Origin of the sequence: Streptomyces sp. NPDC006458, assembly GCF_040612135.1 — a bacterium.
Classification (GTDB): Bacteria; Actinomycetota; Actinomycetes; order Streptomycetales; family Streptomycetaceae; genus Streptomyces.
Map to the genome: position 1 here is coordinate 543,628 of NZ_JBEXPR010000001.1, position 16,153 is coordinate 559,780.

General features: G+C 74.0%; 13 protein-coding genes and 2 pseudogenes. 5 read left to right on the forward strand and 10 right to left on the reverse strand.

What is annotated here, in order from left to right; translation table 11 throughout:
- Positions 1-63: 63 nt before the first annotated feature.
- A complete protein-coding gene (locus tag ABZZ79_RS02545; RefSeq protein ID WP_356685609.1) occupies positions 64-1,131 on the reverse strand; it encodes a MerR family transcriptional regulator in 1,068 nt (355 codons plus the stop codon).
- A 145-nt stretch (positions 1,132-1,276) separates the two neighbouring features.
- Here ABZZ79_RS02545 and ABZZ79_RS02550 point away from each other — a divergent pair, with 145 nt between their 5' ends.
- Positions 1,277-2,152 (forward strand): hypothetical protein, encoded by an 876-nt coding sequence (locus ABZZ79_RS02550; RefSeq protein WP_356685611.1) that lies wholly within the window; start codon positions 1,277-1,279, stop codon positions 2,150-2,152.
- Here the strand turns inward: ABZZ79_RS02550 and ABZZ79_RS02555 are convergent.
- On the reverse strand, positions 2,139-2,714 hold the full coding sequence (locus tag ABZZ79_RS02555; protein WP_356685613.1) for a hypothetical protein: 576 nt from the start codon (positions 2,712-2,714) through the stop codon (positions 2,139-2,141). The genes ABZZ79_RS02550 and ABZZ79_RS02555 overlap by 14 nt on opposite strands.
- Positions 2,715-3,175: 461 nt before the next feature.
- Between ABZZ79_RS02555 and ABZZ79_RS02560 the strand changes: the two genes are divergently transcribed.
- Both ABZZ79_RS02560 and ABZZ79_RS02565 read left to right on the forward strand, forming a co-directional pair.
- The gene (locus ABZZ79_RS02560) at positions 3,176-3,949 is read left to right on the forward strand and encodes an IclR family transcriptional regulator (protein ID WP_356685615.1); all 774 of its coding nucleotides are present in this window, start codon (positions 3,176-3,178) and stop codon (positions 3,947-3,949) included.
- On the forward strand, positions 3,946-4,791 hold the full coding sequence (locus ABZZ79_RS02565; RefSeq protein ID WP_356685617.1) for an SMP-30/gluconolactonase/LRE family protein: 846 nt from the start codon (positions 3,946-3,948) through the stop codon (positions 4,789-4,791). The genes ABZZ79_RS02560 and ABZZ79_RS02565 overlap by 4 nt, the downstream gene beginning before the upstream one ends.
- A 33-nt stretch (positions 4,792-4,824) precedes the next feature.
- Here the strand turns inward: ABZZ79_RS02565 and ABZZ79_RS02570 are convergent, their stop codons facing one another.
- From ABZZ79_RS02570 to ABZZ79_RS02585, 4 genes are all read right to left on the reverse strand, one after another.
- Positions 4,825-6,234 carry an FAD-dependent oxidoreductase gene (locus ABZZ79_RS02570; protein ID WP_356685619.1) on the reverse strand — a complete coding sequence of 470 codons (1,410 nt, stop codon included), beginning with the start codon at positions 6,232-6,234 and terminating at the stop codon, positions 4,825-4,827.
- Positions 6,231-7,418, reverse strand: coding sequence for an MAB_1171c family putative transporter (locus tag ABZZ79_RS02575; RefSeq protein WP_356685865.1), 1,188 nt, complete (start codon positions 7,416-7,418; stop codon positions 6,231-6,233). Before ABZZ79_RS02575 ends, ABZZ79_RS02570 begins: the two co-directional genes overlap by 4 nt.
- Positions 7,419-7,459: 41 nt before the next feature.
- A complete protein-coding gene (locus ABZZ79_RS02580; RefSeq protein WP_356685621.1) occupies positions 7,460-8,059 on the reverse strand; it encodes a toxin-antitoxin system, toxin component family protein in 600 nt (199 codons plus the stop codon).
- 330 nt (positions 8,060-8,389) lie between these two features.
- Positions 8,390-11,329 (reverse strand): beta-galactosidase, encoded by a 2,940-nt coding sequence (locus tag ABZZ79_RS02585; RefSeq protein WP_356685623.1) that lies wholly within the window; start codon positions 11,327-11,329, stop codon positions 8,390-8,392.
- Between the two features lie 177 nt (positions 11,330-11,506).
- Between ABZZ79_RS02585 and ABZZ79_RS02590 the strand changes: the two genes are divergently transcribed.
- Entirely contained in the window at positions 11,507-11,932 is a 426-nt protein-coding gene (locus ABZZ79_RS02590) for an ankyrin repeat domain-containing protein (protein ID WP_356685625.1), read from the forward strand.
- A gap of 34 nt (positions 11,933-11,966) precedes the next feature.
- Here ABZZ79_RS02590 and ABZZ79_RS02595 read toward each other — a convergent pair whose 3' ends face one another.
- The 3 genes and pseudogenes from ABZZ79_RS02595 to ABZZ79_RS02605 all read right to left on the reverse strand — a co-directional run.
- Positions 11,967-13,463, reverse strand: coding sequence for a histidinol-phosphate transaminase (locus ABZZ79_RS02595; protein ID WP_356685867.1), 1,497 nt, complete (start codon positions 13,461-13,463; stop codon positions 11,967-11,969).
- A 329-nt stretch (positions 13,464-13,792) separates the two neighbouring features.
- Positions 13,793-13,966 (reverse strand): annotated as a pseudogene (locus tag ABZZ79_RS02600) (sugar ABC transporter permease); the annotation flags it as partial.
- Between the two features lies 1 nt (position 13,967).
- Positions 13,968-14,093, reverse strand: a pseudogene (locus ABZZ79_RS02605) (dehydrogenase); the annotation flags it as partial.
- Positions 14,094-14,354: 261 nt separating this feature from the next.
- On the opposite strand from ABZZ79_RS02605, the gene ABZZ79_RS02610 reads away from it, so the two are divergent.
- Positions 14,355-15,104, forward strand: coding sequence for a hypothetical protein (locus ABZZ79_RS02610; protein ID WP_356685627.1), 750 nt, complete (start codon positions 14,355-14,357; stop codon positions 15,102-15,104).
- 530 nt (positions 15,105-15,634) lie between these two features.
- Here ABZZ79_RS02610 and ABZZ79_RS02615 read toward each other — a convergent pair.
- Complete coding sequence (locus ABZZ79_RS02615; RefSeq protein ID WP_356685629.1) at positions 15,635-16,075, reverse strand: MarR family transcriptional regulator; 441 nt, start codon at positions 16,073-16,075, stop codon at positions 15,635-15,637.
- Positions 16,076-16,153 lie beyond the last annotated feature (78 nt).

Sequence of the window (16,153 nt, forward strand, 5' to 3'; positions counted from 1 at the left end):
AGACCGCGGCCTCCCTTGTCCCTTTCGCTCAGGCCGCGGCCTCCCTCACACGGTCGCCTTCGCTCAGGCCGCGGCCTCCACCACGTCCGCCACCACACAGCTGACGTTGTCCGCGCCGCCCGCCGCGTTCGCCTCGGAGGTCAGGGCACGGACGGCGTCGTCGGGGGTGGGAGCGGAGGCCAGCAGCTCCCGGATGCGGTCGTCGGACACGCAGGTGGGCAGGCCGTCGGAGCACAGCAGATAGCGGTCGCCCCCTCGGGCCTCGTGCAGCCGTAGATCCGGCAGCGGCTCGCTCCCGGCGGAGAGGGACTTCAGCAGCAGCAGGCGCTGCGGGTGGGTCTCCGCCTCCTCCGGCGTCAGCCGGCCCTCGTCCAGCAGGGACTGCACGAGGGTGTGGTCGTGGGTGATGTGGAACAGTTCGCCCTCGCGCAGCACATACGCCCGCGAGTCGCCGATGTGGGCCAGGGCCAGGGCCGAGCCCGTCCAGAGCATGGCCGTCAGGGTCGTGCCCGCGTCCCCGGAGCCGGACGCCTCCCGGACGGCCTCGGAGGCGCCGCGCACCGCGTCCTCCAGCAGCCCCAGGACGCCCCCGGCCGGCACCTCGGCCGTGTCCAGAGCGGTCAGGGCGCGCACCGCGGCGCCGCTCGCGCCCTCGCCGCCTGGCCCGTACCCGTCGGCCACCGCGAGCAGCCGGCGGCCCGCGTAGGCGGTGTCCTGGTTGGCGGGGCGCACAAGGCCCCGGTCGGAGTGGGCGGCGTAACGGAGTTCCAGCATGACGGTGTCCTCCCGTGAAGGTGCCGACAGATGACCGACGAGGAACGCGGCGAGGTCCCGCCGTACCGCCGTCTCGGCCTCGACGCGCGCCCAGTGGGCGCGGATCTCCACCGCGGCGGCCGCCGGGTCGTGCTCGTGGAGGGCACACACCTCGCGGATCGCCGCCAGCGGCATCCCGAGCCGCCGCAGCCACGCCACGAGCCGGGCCCGCTCCAGCTGCCCGGCCGCGTAGTAGCGGTACCCGGTGTCCGGGTCCACCCGCGCCGGGCGCAGCAGCTCCAGTTCGTCGTACAGCCGCAGCGCCTTCGGCGTCAGCCGGCACGCCTTCGCGAAGGCGCCGATCGTCAGCATGTCCATGAGCACCTCGCCTCGTCCTCGTCCTTGCGCCACCGATGCTGGGGCTTCCCCGAAGGTGAAGGTCAAATGGCGTGTCGCGGTTCCCGCCCGGCCGGTCAGCCTGCCCGGACATCGCACAGCGGTCCGAGCCCGAGGAGTCATCGACGTGCCCCGCATCGCCCTCGCCACCTACGACCCCCGGCCGGAGCCGAGCAACGACCGGGATCTGCCCGTGCTGGTGGAGCGGCTGCGGGCGGCGGGCGCGTGGGCGGACGCCGTGCCCTGGGACGACCCGGCCGTGGACTGGGCCTCCTACGACCTCACGGTCATCCGCTCCACCTGGGACTACAGCTGGCGCGCCGAGGAGTTCGCGGCCTGGCTGGAGCGCTGCGGCAAGGCCACCCGGCTCGCCAACCCGGTGGACGTCGTCCGCTGGAACGCCGACAAGCGCTACCTCGGCCTGCTCGCCGCGGCCGGGGTGCCCACCGTCCCCACCCGGTACCTGGCGCCCGGCGAGAGCGCGGACCTGCCCGGCACCGGCGAGTACGTCCTCAAGCCGGCCTCCGGCGCGGGCGCCCGCTACGCCGCCCGGTACACGCCCGCCGAGCACGAGACGGCCGTACGGCATCTGGAGCGCATGCACGCCGAGGGGCTGACCGCGATGGTGCAGCCGTACATGCGGGGCATCGACGCCGAGGGGGAGCGGGCGCTGCAGTTCTTCGGCGGTGAGCTGCTGCACGCCAGCCGCAAGCAGGCCGTCCTCGCGCCCGGCACGCCGTACGACGCCGACCGCAACCCGCACCCGGGCCTCACGCCCTGGCGGCCCACCGAGGCCGAACTCGCCGTGGCGCACGCGGCGCTGGCGGCCGTGCCGGGCGGGCCGGATCTGCTGTACGCGCGCGTGGACCTGGTCGACGGGGAGGACGGCGAGCCGCGGCTGATGGAGCTGGAACTCGTCGAGCCCAATCTCTTCCTGTGGCTGCACCCCGGCTCGCTGCCGCGGGTGGTGCGGGCGATCCTGGCCGCCGCTACGGCTGCCTGACCCCGGTCCGCTGCAGCAGGCCCCAGGTGAACTCGGCCGCCACCTCATGGCGCACAGCGTGCGCGTCGGGGGCGGTGAAGGCGAGGCCCCAGCGGGTGGGGGCCGTGCCCTGGAGCGGGCGGGCCGGGGCGAAGGCGCGGGCGGCCTCGTCGACCGTGCAGGACCAGGGGGTGAGGTCCTCCAGCGTCCGCAGCCGGGGTGCCGGGGCTCCCGGGGCGCGGACCAGCCACCCGTTCCACACCTCGCCGTTCGGGGCGAGCAGCACCTCGAAGCGCAGCTCGGGCCAGAGCGGGAGGGGCCACAGCCAGGCCTCGCAGTCCAGGTCCCCGACGCGGCGCGCGGCCGAGGACTCCGGAGTGCCGAGGACGGAGCGGTAGCGCGCGGCGGCCCCTCGCGCGCGGGGTGAACGGGCCATCGCCTGCCAGCGCTTGTTGGCCTCGCGCATCTCGCCCGTCGACACCCCGAGCTCGCGCCGGGCGTGCTCCACCAGATCGGGGTTGTGGTCGGCCATGCGGCGCAGCAGCACCAGCTGGAAGTCGAGCGGCGTGAAGGGGCTAGGCATGCCCTCCATCGTCGCGCACCCGTGTCCCGCCCGGGCGTCGGCCGTCCGTGTGTCCCCGGCGTTCGGCCGAAGGCGGACGGGTCCGCGGTCCCGGGGCACCGTGGCGGCGGGGTTCCGCGATCCGGTGGTTGGGCCGCCATGGCAACGGGCCCGGGGGCCGCCGTGGCGGCAAGGTCCTCGGGCCGGGCGGTTCCTGCCGTGGTGACGGCGAGGTCCGCAGTCGTGGCGGCCGACCGGCGGGGCGGCACGGGCGAGATCCCGAGGCTCGCGGTCCTCCCGGTGCGCCGCCGAGGCGGCAGGGCCGGCGGTGCCCGGGCCCGTCGGGGAGGCGCTGGAGGGCCCGGCGGTGCGCGGAGCGCGGGGGCATTGCCGGGCGAAAGGCCCTCTGCGTAGCCTGTGTTCGTCATTCCGATCGGCTGTTGAAATTTCGAACACAGCCTCGTCAAGGGAGGGGGGCCGACGTGGGACGCCTCGTGCCTGCCGTGACCCGGGCTCTCGACATACTCGAGCTCTTCCTCGACGGGGACGGCACGCTCTCCGCCCCCGACATCGTGCGCAGGCTCCAACTGCCGCGCACCACCGTGCACGAGCTGGTGACCACGCTCGCCGCGCGCTCGTACATCGTCCCCGTGCCCGGCCGGCCCGGACGCTACCGGCTCGGCGTACGCCCCTACCAGCTCGGCAGCCGCTACGCCGAACAGCTCGACCTCGCCGCCGAGGGCCGGCAGGTGGCCCGCTCGGTCGCCGAGACCTGCGACGAGACGGTGCACGTGGCGATCCTGGAGGGCACCGACGTCATCCACATCGCCAAGGTCGACTCCACGCACGCCGTGCGGATGGTGTCCGCGGCCGGCCGCAGGCTGCCCGCGCACTGCACCTCCGGGGGCAAGATGCTGCTCGCCTCCCTTCCCGAGCAGGAGCTCGCCGCGCGCGTCCCCGACGGCGCCGAGCTGGCCGCCATGACCCCGAACAGCATCACCGACCCGGCCGCGCTGCGCGAGGCCCTGGCCGGGATCAGGGCCCGCGGCCTCGCCGTCGAGAGCCGCGAGTCCAACCCGGACGTCTCCTGCGTGGCCGCCCCCGTCCGCGACCGCACCGGCCAGGTCGTCGCCGCCCTGTCCATCTCCGTGCCGATGATCCGCTGGAGCGAGGACCGCCGCGCCGAGCTGGAGCAGCTCGCCGTCAAGGGCGCCGCCGAGCTGTCCGAGCGGCTCGGCCACCGGAGCGCGGCGTGAGCGCGTACGAGATCGCGGTACGCGGGGAGGCCGAGCTCGGCGAGGGCCCGACCTGGGACGCCGCGGCCGGCCGGCTGATCTGGGTCGACATCCTGGGCTCCCGGGTCCACACGTACGACCCCCGCACCGGCGTGCGCACCGTGCGGCGCACCGAGCAGCACGTGGGCGCTGCCAAGCCGCGGGCCGGCGGCGGCCTGGTGCTGAACCTGCGCGACGGCGTGGGCCTGCTCGACCCCGACGACTCCTTCCGCTGGCTGCACCGCGAGGCCGTCCCCGGCCGCCGCGGCAACGACGCGGCCGTGGCGCCCGACGGCTCCCTGTGGGCGGGCACCATGCGCTACGACGAGGCTCCGGGCGGCGGCACCCTGTCCCGGCTGACCGGCGAGGGGCGGCAGTCCGTCGTCCTCGACCCGGTCACCGTCAGCAACGGCACGGGGTGGAGCCCGGACGGGCGCCTGATGTACTACATCGACTCGCACGCCCGGCGCGTCGACGTCTTCGACCACGCCGACGGCCGGGTCTCCGGCCGCCGTACCCTCGCCGCGATCGAGGAGGACGCGGGCTTCCCGGACGGGCTGACCGTCGACGCCGAGGGCTGTGTGTGGGTCGCCCTGTGGGACGGGGGTGCCGTACGCCGGTACACGCCGGACGGCGTCCTGGACCGGGTCCTCGCGCTGCCGGTGCGCAGGCCCACCGCGTGCGCGTTCGGCGGTGCGGACCTGACCGACCTGTACATCACCACGGCCCGCACGGGGCTCACGGCGCCGAGCCCGTTCTCGGGGTCGCTGCTGGTCGTCCCGGGCGCGGGGAAGGGGATCGCGCAGCCCGCGTTCGCGGGGTGAGCCGGGCGCCGTACACGACACCCGCCCGCCGGGCTACGGCAGCCCCGCCGCCTTCCGCTCCGCCACGGTCAACGGCGGCCCGTTCAGCGCCGGTCTGAGCGGGCCGACCGCCGCCGCCAGCAGCACACCGGGCGTCAGCAGCACCGCACCGCCGCGCTCCAGGGACGTCACATCCGTCACCCGGCGCGCGATCCGGCCGTTGCCCGTGGCCGTGAGCATCAGCCGCCCCACGTATTCGGCCACCAGCCGCTCCCGCAGTGTGGGCCCGCGGTCGGTGGCGCCCGGGTAGAAGACGTCCTGGCTGATGGCGAGGTCCCACGCCGCGCCCACCGGCCGGGCCACCGCCCGCTGGACGCGGCGGGCGACGCCCGGCGTGCCCCAGCCGTGACGGCGTGTCACGTCCCGCAGGACCAGCGCGCTCTGCGCGGCGGCGGCGAGCCCGTGGCCGTAGACCGGGTTGAACGCGGCGAGCGCGTCGCCGAGGACGACCAGGCCCTCGGGCCAGCGCGGCATGCGCTCGTAGAACTGGCGGCGGTTGACGGTCGTCCGGGTGAAGGACACGTCGGTGAGCGGCTCGGCGCGTTCGACGAGGTCGGCGATCAGCGGGTGGCGCAGCTCCTCGCGGGCGAAGCGGGCGAAGTCGGCCGTGTCGGGGGAGGGCGTGCCGCCGCGGGTGCCGGAGAGGGTGACGATCCAGTTGCCGTCCTCGATGGGCAGCAGGAACCCGGCCCGGCCGGGGCCCTGGGCGCGCGGGTCGGGCTGCACGTTGACGATGGGGAAGCCGGTGCGTGCCTGCTCGGGGGCCCGGAAGAGGCGGCTGGCGTAGGCGAGACCGGAGTCGACCTCGCGGCGCTCGGGGGCGGGCAGCCCGAGGGACCGCAGCCAGCCCGGCAGCGCCGAGCCGCGCCCGGTGGCGTCGACGACCAGGCCCGCCTCCAGGACCCGCTCCTCGCCTCCGTCGCGCGGCCGGACCCGTACCCCGGTGATTGCCGCGGCCGTGCCGGTCAGGCCCGACACCTCGGTGCCGTCCAGGAGTCGGACGCGCTCGTCGGCGAGGACCCGCGCGCGGACCGTGGCGTCCAGCAGGTCGCGGCCGGCCAGGATCACATGGTGCGACTCGGGCCAGCGGCGGAACCAGCCCCAGGCGGACAGCGCCACGATGCCCGTGGTCACCGGCATGCGATGGGCCCCGGCGGCGCGCAGAACGCCGGTGATGCCCGGCAGCAGTTCCTCCACCGCCCGGGCACCGCCCGACCACAGCATGTGGGCGTGCCGGGCCTGGGGCAGCCCCTTGCGGGGGGCGGGGCCGGTCGGCAGGGTGTCACGCTCGACGACGACGACCCGGTCCGCGACGGCGGTCAGGGCGCGGGCGGCGAGCATGCCGGAGTGGGACCCCCCGAGAACCACGGCCGTTCTGCCGTCGGGGGTGGCGCGTTCGGTCATGCAGGGGCACTTTCTGCCGGGGCGGTCGCACGGACGCGGACCGCCTCGATCTCCTCGGGGCGGCGCAGGGCCAGCGACACGGACTGGATCTCGCGCATCAGATACGCGGTGTCCGCGGAGCCGTTGCCCTCGCAGTCGGGGTGGAGCCGCCGGGTCTCGACGGCGGCCAGGAGCGCCACGGCGGCGGCCAGGGCCTCGGCCCGGTCGGGCGCGTGGCCGAGATGCCCGGCCGCGTCCCGGGACCGGGAGCGCAGTCCGTCGTCGAGGTACCGGGACAGCTGGAGCAGGGCGTCGCGGATGAAGGTCTCGCGGCGGATCAGCCGCAACTCACCGGTGGCGCGCGGGTCGTAGGGCTCGCGGCCGCCGGTGACCGAGCACGTCAGCAGATACAGGGGCCGCAGCCGGCGGCGCTGGGCCCGCAGCCGCCAGGTCTCGTGCAGGTACTGGCCGGCGTGCGGGACGATGAAGCCCACCGCGACGAGGGTGGCCGACAGACAGGCGGCGACCGGTGCCACGTACGTGCTCAGCCAGTCCAGGTCACGGCCCGTCCAGCGGGCCGCGACGGCGGTCAGCTTGGACGCGTCGAACAGCAGGTTCGTGGTGTAACCGACGCCCAGGAGGCGCAGCCCCCAGCGCAGCCAGGCGTCGAGGCCGTCGGTGCGGATCCAGTTCCAGATCAGCCGGGCCGTGACAGCGCACGCCAGGGTGTGGGCGAGCAGGTAGAGCACGATCTGCTCGCGCATGAACGGCGTGTTCGCGTAGTACGTGTCCAGATCGCGGGTCCGCTCCACGGACACGTCCGCGCACGCGAACAGCACCCAGAGGGTGACGACCACGCCCGCGTAGACGGCGACGACCCGGCGGGTCGCCCGGCGGGTGGCGTCCGAACGGTCGGCGCCGTTGCGCCAGGCGACGATCAGCAGCAGCCAGGACGCGCACAGCGCGGTGAGCAGGGAGTACACCCAGGGCGCGGCGATGTTGGGCACGCCGGTGACGCGGTTGGTCCAGGCGACGGTGGAGGGGGCCGCGAAGACGAACACCGCGCAGCCGAACAGCAGCAGTCCGCCCACCGCGCGCAGCAGCGGATCCCGCCACATCTTGACGATGCTGGGCAGCTTGATCGCCAGGGCGGTGGCCAGCAGCGCGGTCGGCAGCCAGATGGCCAGGTCGAGATCGATGAGCAGGCGGGGCGCGGTCAGCGCGAGCGGCCCGCCGAGGGCGGGGGTCACCGTGCCGAACCCCCGCGTCCCCGGTAGCCCATGGACCGCTGGACGGGGTCGAGGGGCGTGTGCGGGTCCGGGCCGGTCAGCAGCGGCCGGAAGGCGGTGGCGAGGCGGTGGCCGAACTCGTCGGCCTGCGCCTCGTCGGCCTGGCGGGAGCCGTTGCGGGCGGCGACGGTGAGGGCGGAGCCGCCGAATCCGGCCAGCGCGTGCGCGGCGGCCGCGTGTCCGGGTCCGTGCAGATGCCGGTGGCCGGCGTGCAGATGCCACAACTCGTGCCCGAGGATCACCAGTTGCTGGGAGGCCTCGGCCCGCTCCTCGACGATGACCAGGTCGAAGTCCTGGAACTCCAGGCACAGCCCGGTCACTTCGATCTCGTCCGGGAACCGCTCGAAGCGCAGCTCGACGGGTCTGCCGCCGCGCCGCGTACTCATCTCCTCGCACAGCGCCCGGCACAGCTCGCGCACGTCGGCGGGCTGCCGCGGCCGGTCGCTGAGCGCGGCTCTGAGGTCGCGAGCCAGTCCGCGCATGGCGGAGGCCGACCTCGGCCGCCAGAGTGCCGCGGCCACCCGGGCCGCTTTCCCGCGCGCCCCCGCGCTGTCCATCGCGCCCCCTTCCACCGCCGTAGGGCGGGCCGTTCGAGCCTACGCGGGGAGAACGGCCCGCGTCACTCGATCCAGGGACCGTTGTCAGACCGGGAACGACCGCCTGTGGCCGCCCTTGGCCGGAAACCGCCTCCCGGGCCGCTGTGCGACCCATTGACGCGAGTTCATCGCGTTCCTCAAGAGGATCGGCCCCCGGGCCGAGCCGGTGATGGCGGTCGGCCTCGGCACCCGCGGCGTGGCCGAGGCGATCGAACTCCAGGAGTACGCCAACCGCCCCGCTGGCACCGAACTGTCCGAACTCCGCCTGTGATCCGGCTCGCCTGAGTCCGGTCAGCGGCCGGGGGAGTCCACCAGGTCGACCGGTACTCCGCCGGCCGCCGCGCCCAGCAGCGTCAGCCGCACCTCGCCCGGCCCGGACGCGGTGGTGCCGTCGGACAGCACCGCGAGGGCGAGGGTGTTGGTGCCGCGGGTGCGCAGGATGCCGCCCGGCAGCACGAACGTGTGCTGCGGGCCCACGTCGTTGATGTACTGGCCCATGTTCCAGCCGTTGAGGAAGATCTGCGCGCGGTAGGCGAGTGCCGGGTCGTCGTTCAGGACCAGCCCGACCGAGGCGTCGGTGCCCGCGTCGACGTCCAGCCGGAACGAGCGGCGGTACCAGGTCACCCCGAGCCGCTTCGCCGCGCCCGGCATCTCGACGGCCGTCCAGTCCGCGTCCGGATGTCCCGGCAGGTGCCAGCCCTGCCGCTCGCCGTACAGGCCGCCGTTGTTCTGCGGCCCGCGCACCGGGTCGTGCGCCGTCTCGCCCTGCAACCGCCAGGCGATCCGCGGCGCGGCCCCGGTGAAGGCGGCCTCGGTCAGGCCGCGCGCGGCCTTGTGGGTGTCCAGGGACTTGCCGTCCATGTCGTGCTGCATCCGCCGGACCAGCACCGACAGCACGTGCTCCCCGCGGGTGCGCAGCCGCTCCGGCACGGCCAGCTCGGCGGTGGCCTGCCAACTGCCCTTGCGTACGGTGGTGCTGTCCGGCACCGGCATCCGGTGCCGGCCCAGCGCGACCCCGTCCAGCCAGGCCATCAGCAGGCCCTGGGTGCCGGTGCTGTAGCCGAGGGAGAGGGACACGGCGCCGGTGGCGTCGGTGAAGCGGCCCCGGTACCAGACGTCGCCGTAGTGGAAGCCGTAGTCGTCGGCGAAGAGCACGGGCTGTCCCGCGGGCACGGGGGTGGTGCTGGACGAGGCCGTCAGGTCGGCGCGCCGCCAGGCGGAGTCGTCGAAGCCGGGCGCGGACTCCGGGTTCTCTTCCCGGCGCCGCCAGCCGCCGCTCAGCGAGGGCAGCGCGACGGGGCCGACTCCGGTGAGCGCGGTGTCGGCGCGCAGGCCGCCCGAGGGGGTGTCGCCGGTGCGCACGGCCACGCCGTTCCAGGTGACCTCCCGGACGCCGCGCGGTGCCCATACCTCCAGCTCGGCAGCGTCGACGGTGTCCCCGGTCAGATGCAGCGCGGCCCCGTCAAGCGCGGCCGTCCGCAGCAGCGCCGGGCCGTGCACGAGCACCGACCCGGAGGGCGTCTCGTACGGCCACAGCCGCACCGAGGTCTCGTCGTCGCAGAGCAGCAGCAGTACCGGCGCGGCCGCCCCGCCCCCGCTGATCGACAGCCGGGTCAGGCCGTCGAGCCGGGCGTCGACGCGCAGGGCGCCGTCCTGGTACGTGTGCTCCGCCTCCCCTTCCAGCACCCGCACCTCGGGCTCGCCCGCCCACTCCAGCGCGGTGCGGGTGGCCTCGCCGCGCCGCCCGGTCAGGACGAGGACGTCCTGCCGTCCGGCCGTGAGCCCGAGCATGGGCTGTGCGGAGGAGTACCGCAGCGTCCGCCGCCCCAGCCGCAGTCCGGCGGCCAGCAGCCGGGCGTCCTGTCCCGGCACGGAGACCGGCAGCTGGACACCGCCCACGGGGACGGTGGTGGCGACCGGGTCCGCGCTGTCGTTGCGCAGGACGTAGACATGGGCACCGGTGGACGCCGCGGTCAGGTGGTACACCTTCACGCGCTGGTCGGCCGCCTTCACCTCCGCCGCCCTGACGAGTTCGGCGAAGTCCGTCACACGTTGCAGCAGATGGCCGAGCTGGTGCATCGGGACGAGCTTGGCGGTGGCGTTCCGGCCCTCGTCGAAGGCGGCGCCGTAGTCGTACGACGTGTAGACCTGGGGCGAGGGCAGCCAGCCCCAGCTGGTGCCGCCGAAGGTCATGTAGACGTTGTGCAGGGTGATGCCGTTGGCGAGGTTGGTGAGGTAGAACCGCCGCTCGTACGCCGCGTCACGGGTGCGGCGGGACTCCGCGTACCCCTTGCCCTTGAACTCCACCCCGCCCCACGGGTCGAACCAGCCGCCCCCGAACTCCGGTACGAAGCCGGGTGTGTCGGGGCTGGCGGTGGCGCCGCCCTTGCTGCCGCCGCTGCCGAAGTACCCCCAGTCCGGCGGGGTCTTGGACGGGCTCGGGTAGCCGTCGAACCCGTAGAGCCAGCGGCCCGTCTCCCCGCCCGTGTCGAACGACCCGGGCACCCAGAATCCGTTGCGCCCGTTGTCGTTGTGGAAGAGGGGCACGTCGATTCCGTCGGCGCGGACCTTGGCGTAGAGGTGGGCCATGTAGTCGCGGCCGGCGGGCTGGTCGACATGGGCGTCGTACTCGTTCTCGATCTGGTAGAGCAGGACCGTGCCGGTGCCCTGGGTGTACAGATGGCGGGCGACGATCCGGTTCACCGCGGTCAGCCACGCGTCGACATGGCCCAGATACGTCGGGTCGCTGGTGCGGGCGGTGCCCGCGGTGGCGGTCAGCCAGCCGGGGAAGCCTCCGGCGTCGACCTCGGCGTTGACGTACGGGCCCGGCCGCAGGATGACGAACAGTCCCGTCTCGGCGGCCGTGCGCAGGAACAGGTCCAGGTCCCGGACGCCGGTGAAGTCGTAGCGGCCGGGGGCGGGGGAGTGGACGTTCCAGGCGACGTAGACGCTGACCGCGTTGTAGCCGTACGCCCGCATCTTCTGCAGCACGTCCCGCCACAGGGAGGGGCTGGGCAGCCGGTAGGGGTGCATCTCGCCGGACCAGACGAACACGCGCCGGCCGTCCACGAGGAGGGAGTGGCGGTCGAAGCCGACCGTGTGCCGCAGGGCGTCGGCGGCCGGGGGCGGCGCGGTGCCGGGACGGGCGTGCGCGGTCGCCGTCCCGTCCAGGGCGAGACCCAGGGCCGTCGCGCCGGCGAGAGTGTGGAAGGTGCGTCTGCTCAGCTCCATGGGAGCCTCCCTGACGGTCCGTGGGGGGGCGGGTGCGCGGTCATTGTGTCCGGGCGGGAGCCGCACGACGGGCCTCCGACCGGCCCGCCACGGGAGGATTACGCGGTACGGCGGGCATCGGAGCCTCCGCGGAAACCGGGGCGCCCGGGCGAACGGCAGGCCCTAGGCTCGGCGGCCGTGAACAGACGCGGACGGAAGAAGTCGGCCCGGCGGCTCGTGACGGCGGCACTGCTCGGGCGGGCCGACGAGGTCCGGACCCTGCTGCGCTCGGGCGCGGACCCCAACGCCCCGGACCCGGACGGCACGACACCGCTCTACCAGGCGTCCGTCCAGGGCGGGACGGAGATCGTCCGTCTGCTGCTGGCGGCCGGAGCCGACCCCGACACGGAGAGCGGCCACGGCTCGGAGGGCACCCCGCTGTGCGCGGCGGCCTGCTGGGGCCACACGCCCACGGTGCGGGCCCTCCTCACCGGCGGCGCCGACCCGTCCCTGCGTGAGGACGGCGGCATGGGCCTGACCCCGCTGGAGTGGGCGCGGCGGGGACCCTGCCCGGAGACGGTGGCGGTGCTGGAGGCGGCGGCGGGCGGCCGGCTTCAGGGGTGAGGGAGTCGGACGGCCGCTGAAGGCGTTCCCGCGCTCACCCGGCGGCCATCGGCCAGCTGGGGGTGTTCGGCCAGCCCGTCGCGGGCGCCGGCGTCAGCCCGTTCGTGCCTCTGACCTCGGCGGCGGTGAGACCGCCCTGGGCGGGCACACCGGGTGGCGTGAGTCCCATGGCGGCGGGAATCGGCTGGGGGGCCGGGACGGCCGGGGCCGCGGCGACCGGCTGGGGTGCGACGGCCATGGGTGCGGGCGCCGGCATCGGCGCGGGGGCCTCCATCACGGGCGGGACGGCCATGGCGGCGGCCGGGGCCGCCATCGCGGCGGGGACCGCCATGGGGGCCGCCGCCATCGCGGCAGGGGCCGGCATCGCCAGGCCCACGCCGTTCGTCGCGCCCATCAGCCGATCCACGGCCGCCGTGCCCGAGCTGTAGCTGGTCCCGGTGCTCAGCTCGGGCACGGCGGCCGCTCCCCTCCTGGTCCCGTAGAGCACCTGTTCCAGGCCGGACACCAGGCGACGCACGTCGACCTGGGGGCGCACCACGAGTCTCAGGAAGCGGCTGGAGGAACCGATCTTGTTGCCGCACTCACGGACCAGCAGCCGGTGCTCGGTGAGCAGCCGGTCGCGGACCACGGTGCCCTCGGCTCCTACGGGCAGACGCACGAAGAGGAAGTTGCCCTGGGAGGGGTAGACGGTGAGGCCGGGCAGCGAGGACAGGGCGCTGGACATCTCCATCCGGTCGCGGCGGACCTGCTGGAGGCTCTGCGCGTACTCCGGCCCGTGCTCCTTCAGCATGAACACCACGTGCTCGGCGAAGGAGTTGAGGTTCCACTTGGGGAGCATGGAACGGACCTTGCCCGCCAGCGCCGGGTTGGCGACCAGATAGCCGAAGCGGATGCCATGCAGGCCGAAGTTCTTGCCGAGGCTGCGCAGCACGACCACGTTGGGCCGCAGCATCGCCTCCTGCACGACGGACGGGTCGGCCTCGGCGTCGGCGAACTCCAGGAAGCTCTCGTCGATGACGACCAGGTCCAGATCGGCCATGGCGTCCATGAACTGCACCACGTGGTGCCGGTGCAGATAGCCGCCGTCGGGGTTGTTGGGGTTGCACAGGACCGCGACCCGGGTGCCCCGCGAGCGGATGAACGCGGCGTACTGGGCGAGGTCGAGGGCGAAGCCGCTGGACTCCTGGAGCGGGAACATGTCGACGCGTTTGCCGGTCTCCATGGGCTGGTCGGTCCAGCGGCCGAAGGTGGGGACGGGGATGGCGAGGGACTCCCGGACCAGCAGATGATCGATCCAGGTGATGAGCTCCGTGGAGCCGTTGCCCATCGCCACGCACTGCGGCGGAAGTCCGAGCAGGGAGCACAGCTCGGCGGTGATGGTGTCGGCGCTGCTCGGGTAGTACGTGATGATGTCCCGCAGCCGGGCCGCCATCTCGTCGAACATCGCCGGGGTGGGGAAGTAGGGGTTGCACGGGATGCAGAAGTCCACCGGACCGGCCCCGTCGCCTCCCTCGCGCGCCAGCGCCGCCATCGACGGACTGTGCGCCGAGGTGCTGCGGAACAGCGAGGTGACGTTGCCGGTCGTCAAGGGACCCTCCGTTTCTGGGTGGCCCGACGCGGGGGAGCACGGGCCGCCCATCCATACGGAGACGGCGGTGGTGGTGTTCAACTCATGGGGAACGTGAGCCGGTTCACGCGCCGAAGGAGCGGACCGTGGAGCGGTGGGCCTTCGTCCCGTGCGGCGAGCGTGCCGAAGAGTTCCTTCACGGGCGGGGTCGGACGACGCCCGCAGGGGCGCGGGGAACCGCGCGAGCCACCGCATACTGCCCGCGGCCGGCGACGAACCGAAGCGACCGAGGCCTACGAACCGACCCTCCGCTTGTTCCACACGTCAAAGCCCACCGCGGCCGGCAGCACCAGTCCCTAGATGACCTGCTGCCAGTCCGTGCCGATACCGACCAGGTTCATGCCGTTGTCCAGCACACCCAGCACCAGTCCGCCGATGATCGCGCCGAGCGCCGTCCCGACCCCGCCGGGTGGCCGCCATCGCGCCGGGCTCGGTGAACCCGGTCTCCTCGTACCCGGCCGTGCACAGGGTGGTCTCGCCGGCGTGGCAGCGGTCGCACACCTGGCAGTTGCGGAAGCCCTCGCCGACGACCTTCCACGTGGTGCTGATTCCGGTGATGCGCAAGGCAGTTGCCCCTCGCGAACGTCATCTGTTCGGTATTTCGACACGCGTTCGAAATGCCGTGACAGTAAGGACGGGGTGGCGGAGGTGTCAATGGGTCGCAGAGATAACGGTTTCGGTACTTCTGAGACCCCCGCCTTCCCAACGCGCCACGCCGGAACGGCCGCTTCCCTACAGAACCTTCACGGGGACACCTAGGAACCTGCTGTGTCGGGAACTTAATCTTCCGGCGTCATGGATTACTGCCACCCGTGCCGACGGCACCTCAACGGCGCGCTCACCTGCCCGGGATGCGGCCTGCCGGCCGACCAGCTCCCCGCGGAGCCCGCGTACGACGACCGGCTCGCGTACGAGGGCGGTGCCGACGGTGACACGGAGGGCGGTCCCGTCGACGACCCGGAGGGCGGCGCAGACGGCGGCACGGCGGGTGGCCCCGTCCCGCCGTCCCGCGCCTCCCGCCGCTCCGGCGTGAGTCGCCGCGACCGCAAGGCCGCCGCGCATCGCCGGCGCCGCCGTCGTACGGCATTCGTCGCGGCGGGCTTCGTGCTGGCGGCGGGCGGGCTCGGTCTCGCCGAGCTGGGTCTGGAGGCGCCGGGCTCCTCGCCGCGGCCGGCCGCGGCCGGGAGCGACCAGGAGCCGGACGGGGGCACCTCGGGAGAAGCGGGCGCCGACACCTCGGCCGACCCGCTCTCCGACCCGGTCACCCCCGCGGAATCCGCTGCGAGCGCCTCGGCCTCACCGGCGTCCCCGTCCCCGTCCCCGTCGCCCTCGGACTCGGACTCGGCGACCCGGTCCGCGTCCCCGGAGGCCACCCCGGCCTCCGAATCACCAGCCACCGAGCCGACCCCCACCACGCCCCCCGCCGACGACCCCGCCCCCACCCAGGAGTCGGCCCCGGCGCCCACCCCCTCGCCCACGGAGACCCAGGTTCCGCACCCCTCCCCCTCGGAGTCTTGCGACCGCTTCCTGTGGTGGTGCACGTAGCCGACGTCACGGCTGTCGGCCCCAGGGCCCCCGGGCCCCCGCGGCGGAGCCGCATATCGACGTCGGCCGTCGCGTGCGCCGTTGTGCGAGGCGAGGGTTTGGGCCTGTTTTCGGCTTCCTGCCGCGGGTGGTTGCTCGCGCAGTTCCCCGCGCCCCTTTGGGGGTGTCGCTGGCGTCGGCTGTTGGGTGCGCCGTTGTGAGGGGCAAGGGCTTGCGGCTTGGCGTCGGCTTCCGGCCGTATGTGGTTGCTCGCGCAGTTCCCCGCGCTCCTTCACGCGGTGGCGCTTGCTGTCGGCTTGCTGCGCCTGTTCGAGCCGTGGCGTTCGTGGTGGTCGACGTCGGGGGCACCCACTTAAGGGGCGCGGGGAACTGCGCGACCGGCCACGATGAACCGGAAACGCGACAACCGGGCACCCCTCAAGGGGCGCGGGGAACTGCGCGACCGGCCGCGACGGGCGGAACCCCGAAACCCAGCGGCAGGCTCCACCGCGCAGCCGTGAGCGACCGAGAGCAACCGTGGCGACAAACCCCTACGGCGCAGACTCGAGCATCCGCCGCAACAGCCCCCGCAGGGAAACCCGCTCATCCACCGACAACCCCGCCAACGGCTCCCGAGCAAACCGCAGAGACTCCCGCAGACTCCGAGCCACCCGCCGCCCCTCCTCCGTGACCACCGCCACCTTCACCCGCCGATCGGCGGGATCCGGCTGCCGGGCCACCAGCCCCCGCGCCTCCAGCCGATCCACGATCCCCGTCACATTCGACGGCTCGCACTTCAGCCGCTGCGCCAGCTTCCGCATCGGCAGCGCCTCCAGCGTCAACAGCCCCAGCAGCTTCGCCTGCGCCCCGGTCAACGCGTGCTCGGCCGCGGCCTCCTCGTACTCCTCGTGGTAGCGAGCGACGACCGAGGCGATGAGGTCGACGACCTCCAGAGTCAGCTCGTCGGGGCGGGTTCGTGCGGGATCGGCCATGACTCAACCCTACCCCTATTACTTGACAACCTGAAATATTCACCCTCATGGTTGTTTCAGATGCTGAAGTAATCTGCC

Coding starts and splice junctions, on each gene's coding strand:
- ABZZ79_RS02545 (WP_356685609.1), bottom strand. CDS start 1,131: ATGGACATGCTGACGATCGGCGCCTTCGCGAAGGCGTGCCGGCTGACG.
- ABZZ79_RS02555 (WP_356685613.1), bottom strand. CDS start 2,714: ATGCCTAGCCCCTTCACGCCGCTCGACTTCCAGCTGGTGCTGCTGCGC.
- ABZZ79_RS02585 (WP_356685623.1), bottom strand. CDS start 11,329: ATGGAGCTGAGCAGACGCACCTTCCACACTCTCGCCGGCGCGACGGCC.
- ABZZ79_RS02595 (WP_356685867.1), bottom strand. CDS start 13,463: ATGGCGGCGCTGGCGCGCGAGGGAGGCGACGGGGCCGGTCCGGTGGAC.
- ABZZ79_RS02610 (WP_356685627.1), top strand. CDS start 14,355: ATGGATTACTGCCACCCGTGCCGACGGCACCTCAACGGCGCGCTCACC.
- ABZZ79_RS02580 (WP_356685621.1), bottom strand. CDS start 8,059: ATGGACAGCGCGGGGGCGCGCGGGAAAGCGGCCCGGGTGGCCGCGGCA.
- ABZZ79_RS02615 (WP_356685629.1), bottom strand. CDS start 16,075: ATGGCCGATCCCGCACGAACCCGCCCCGACGAGCTGACTCTGGAGGTC.
- ABZZ79_RS02570 (WP_356685619.1), bottom strand. CDS start 6,234: ATGACCGAACGCGCCACCCCCGACGGCAGAACGGCCGTGGTTCTCGGG.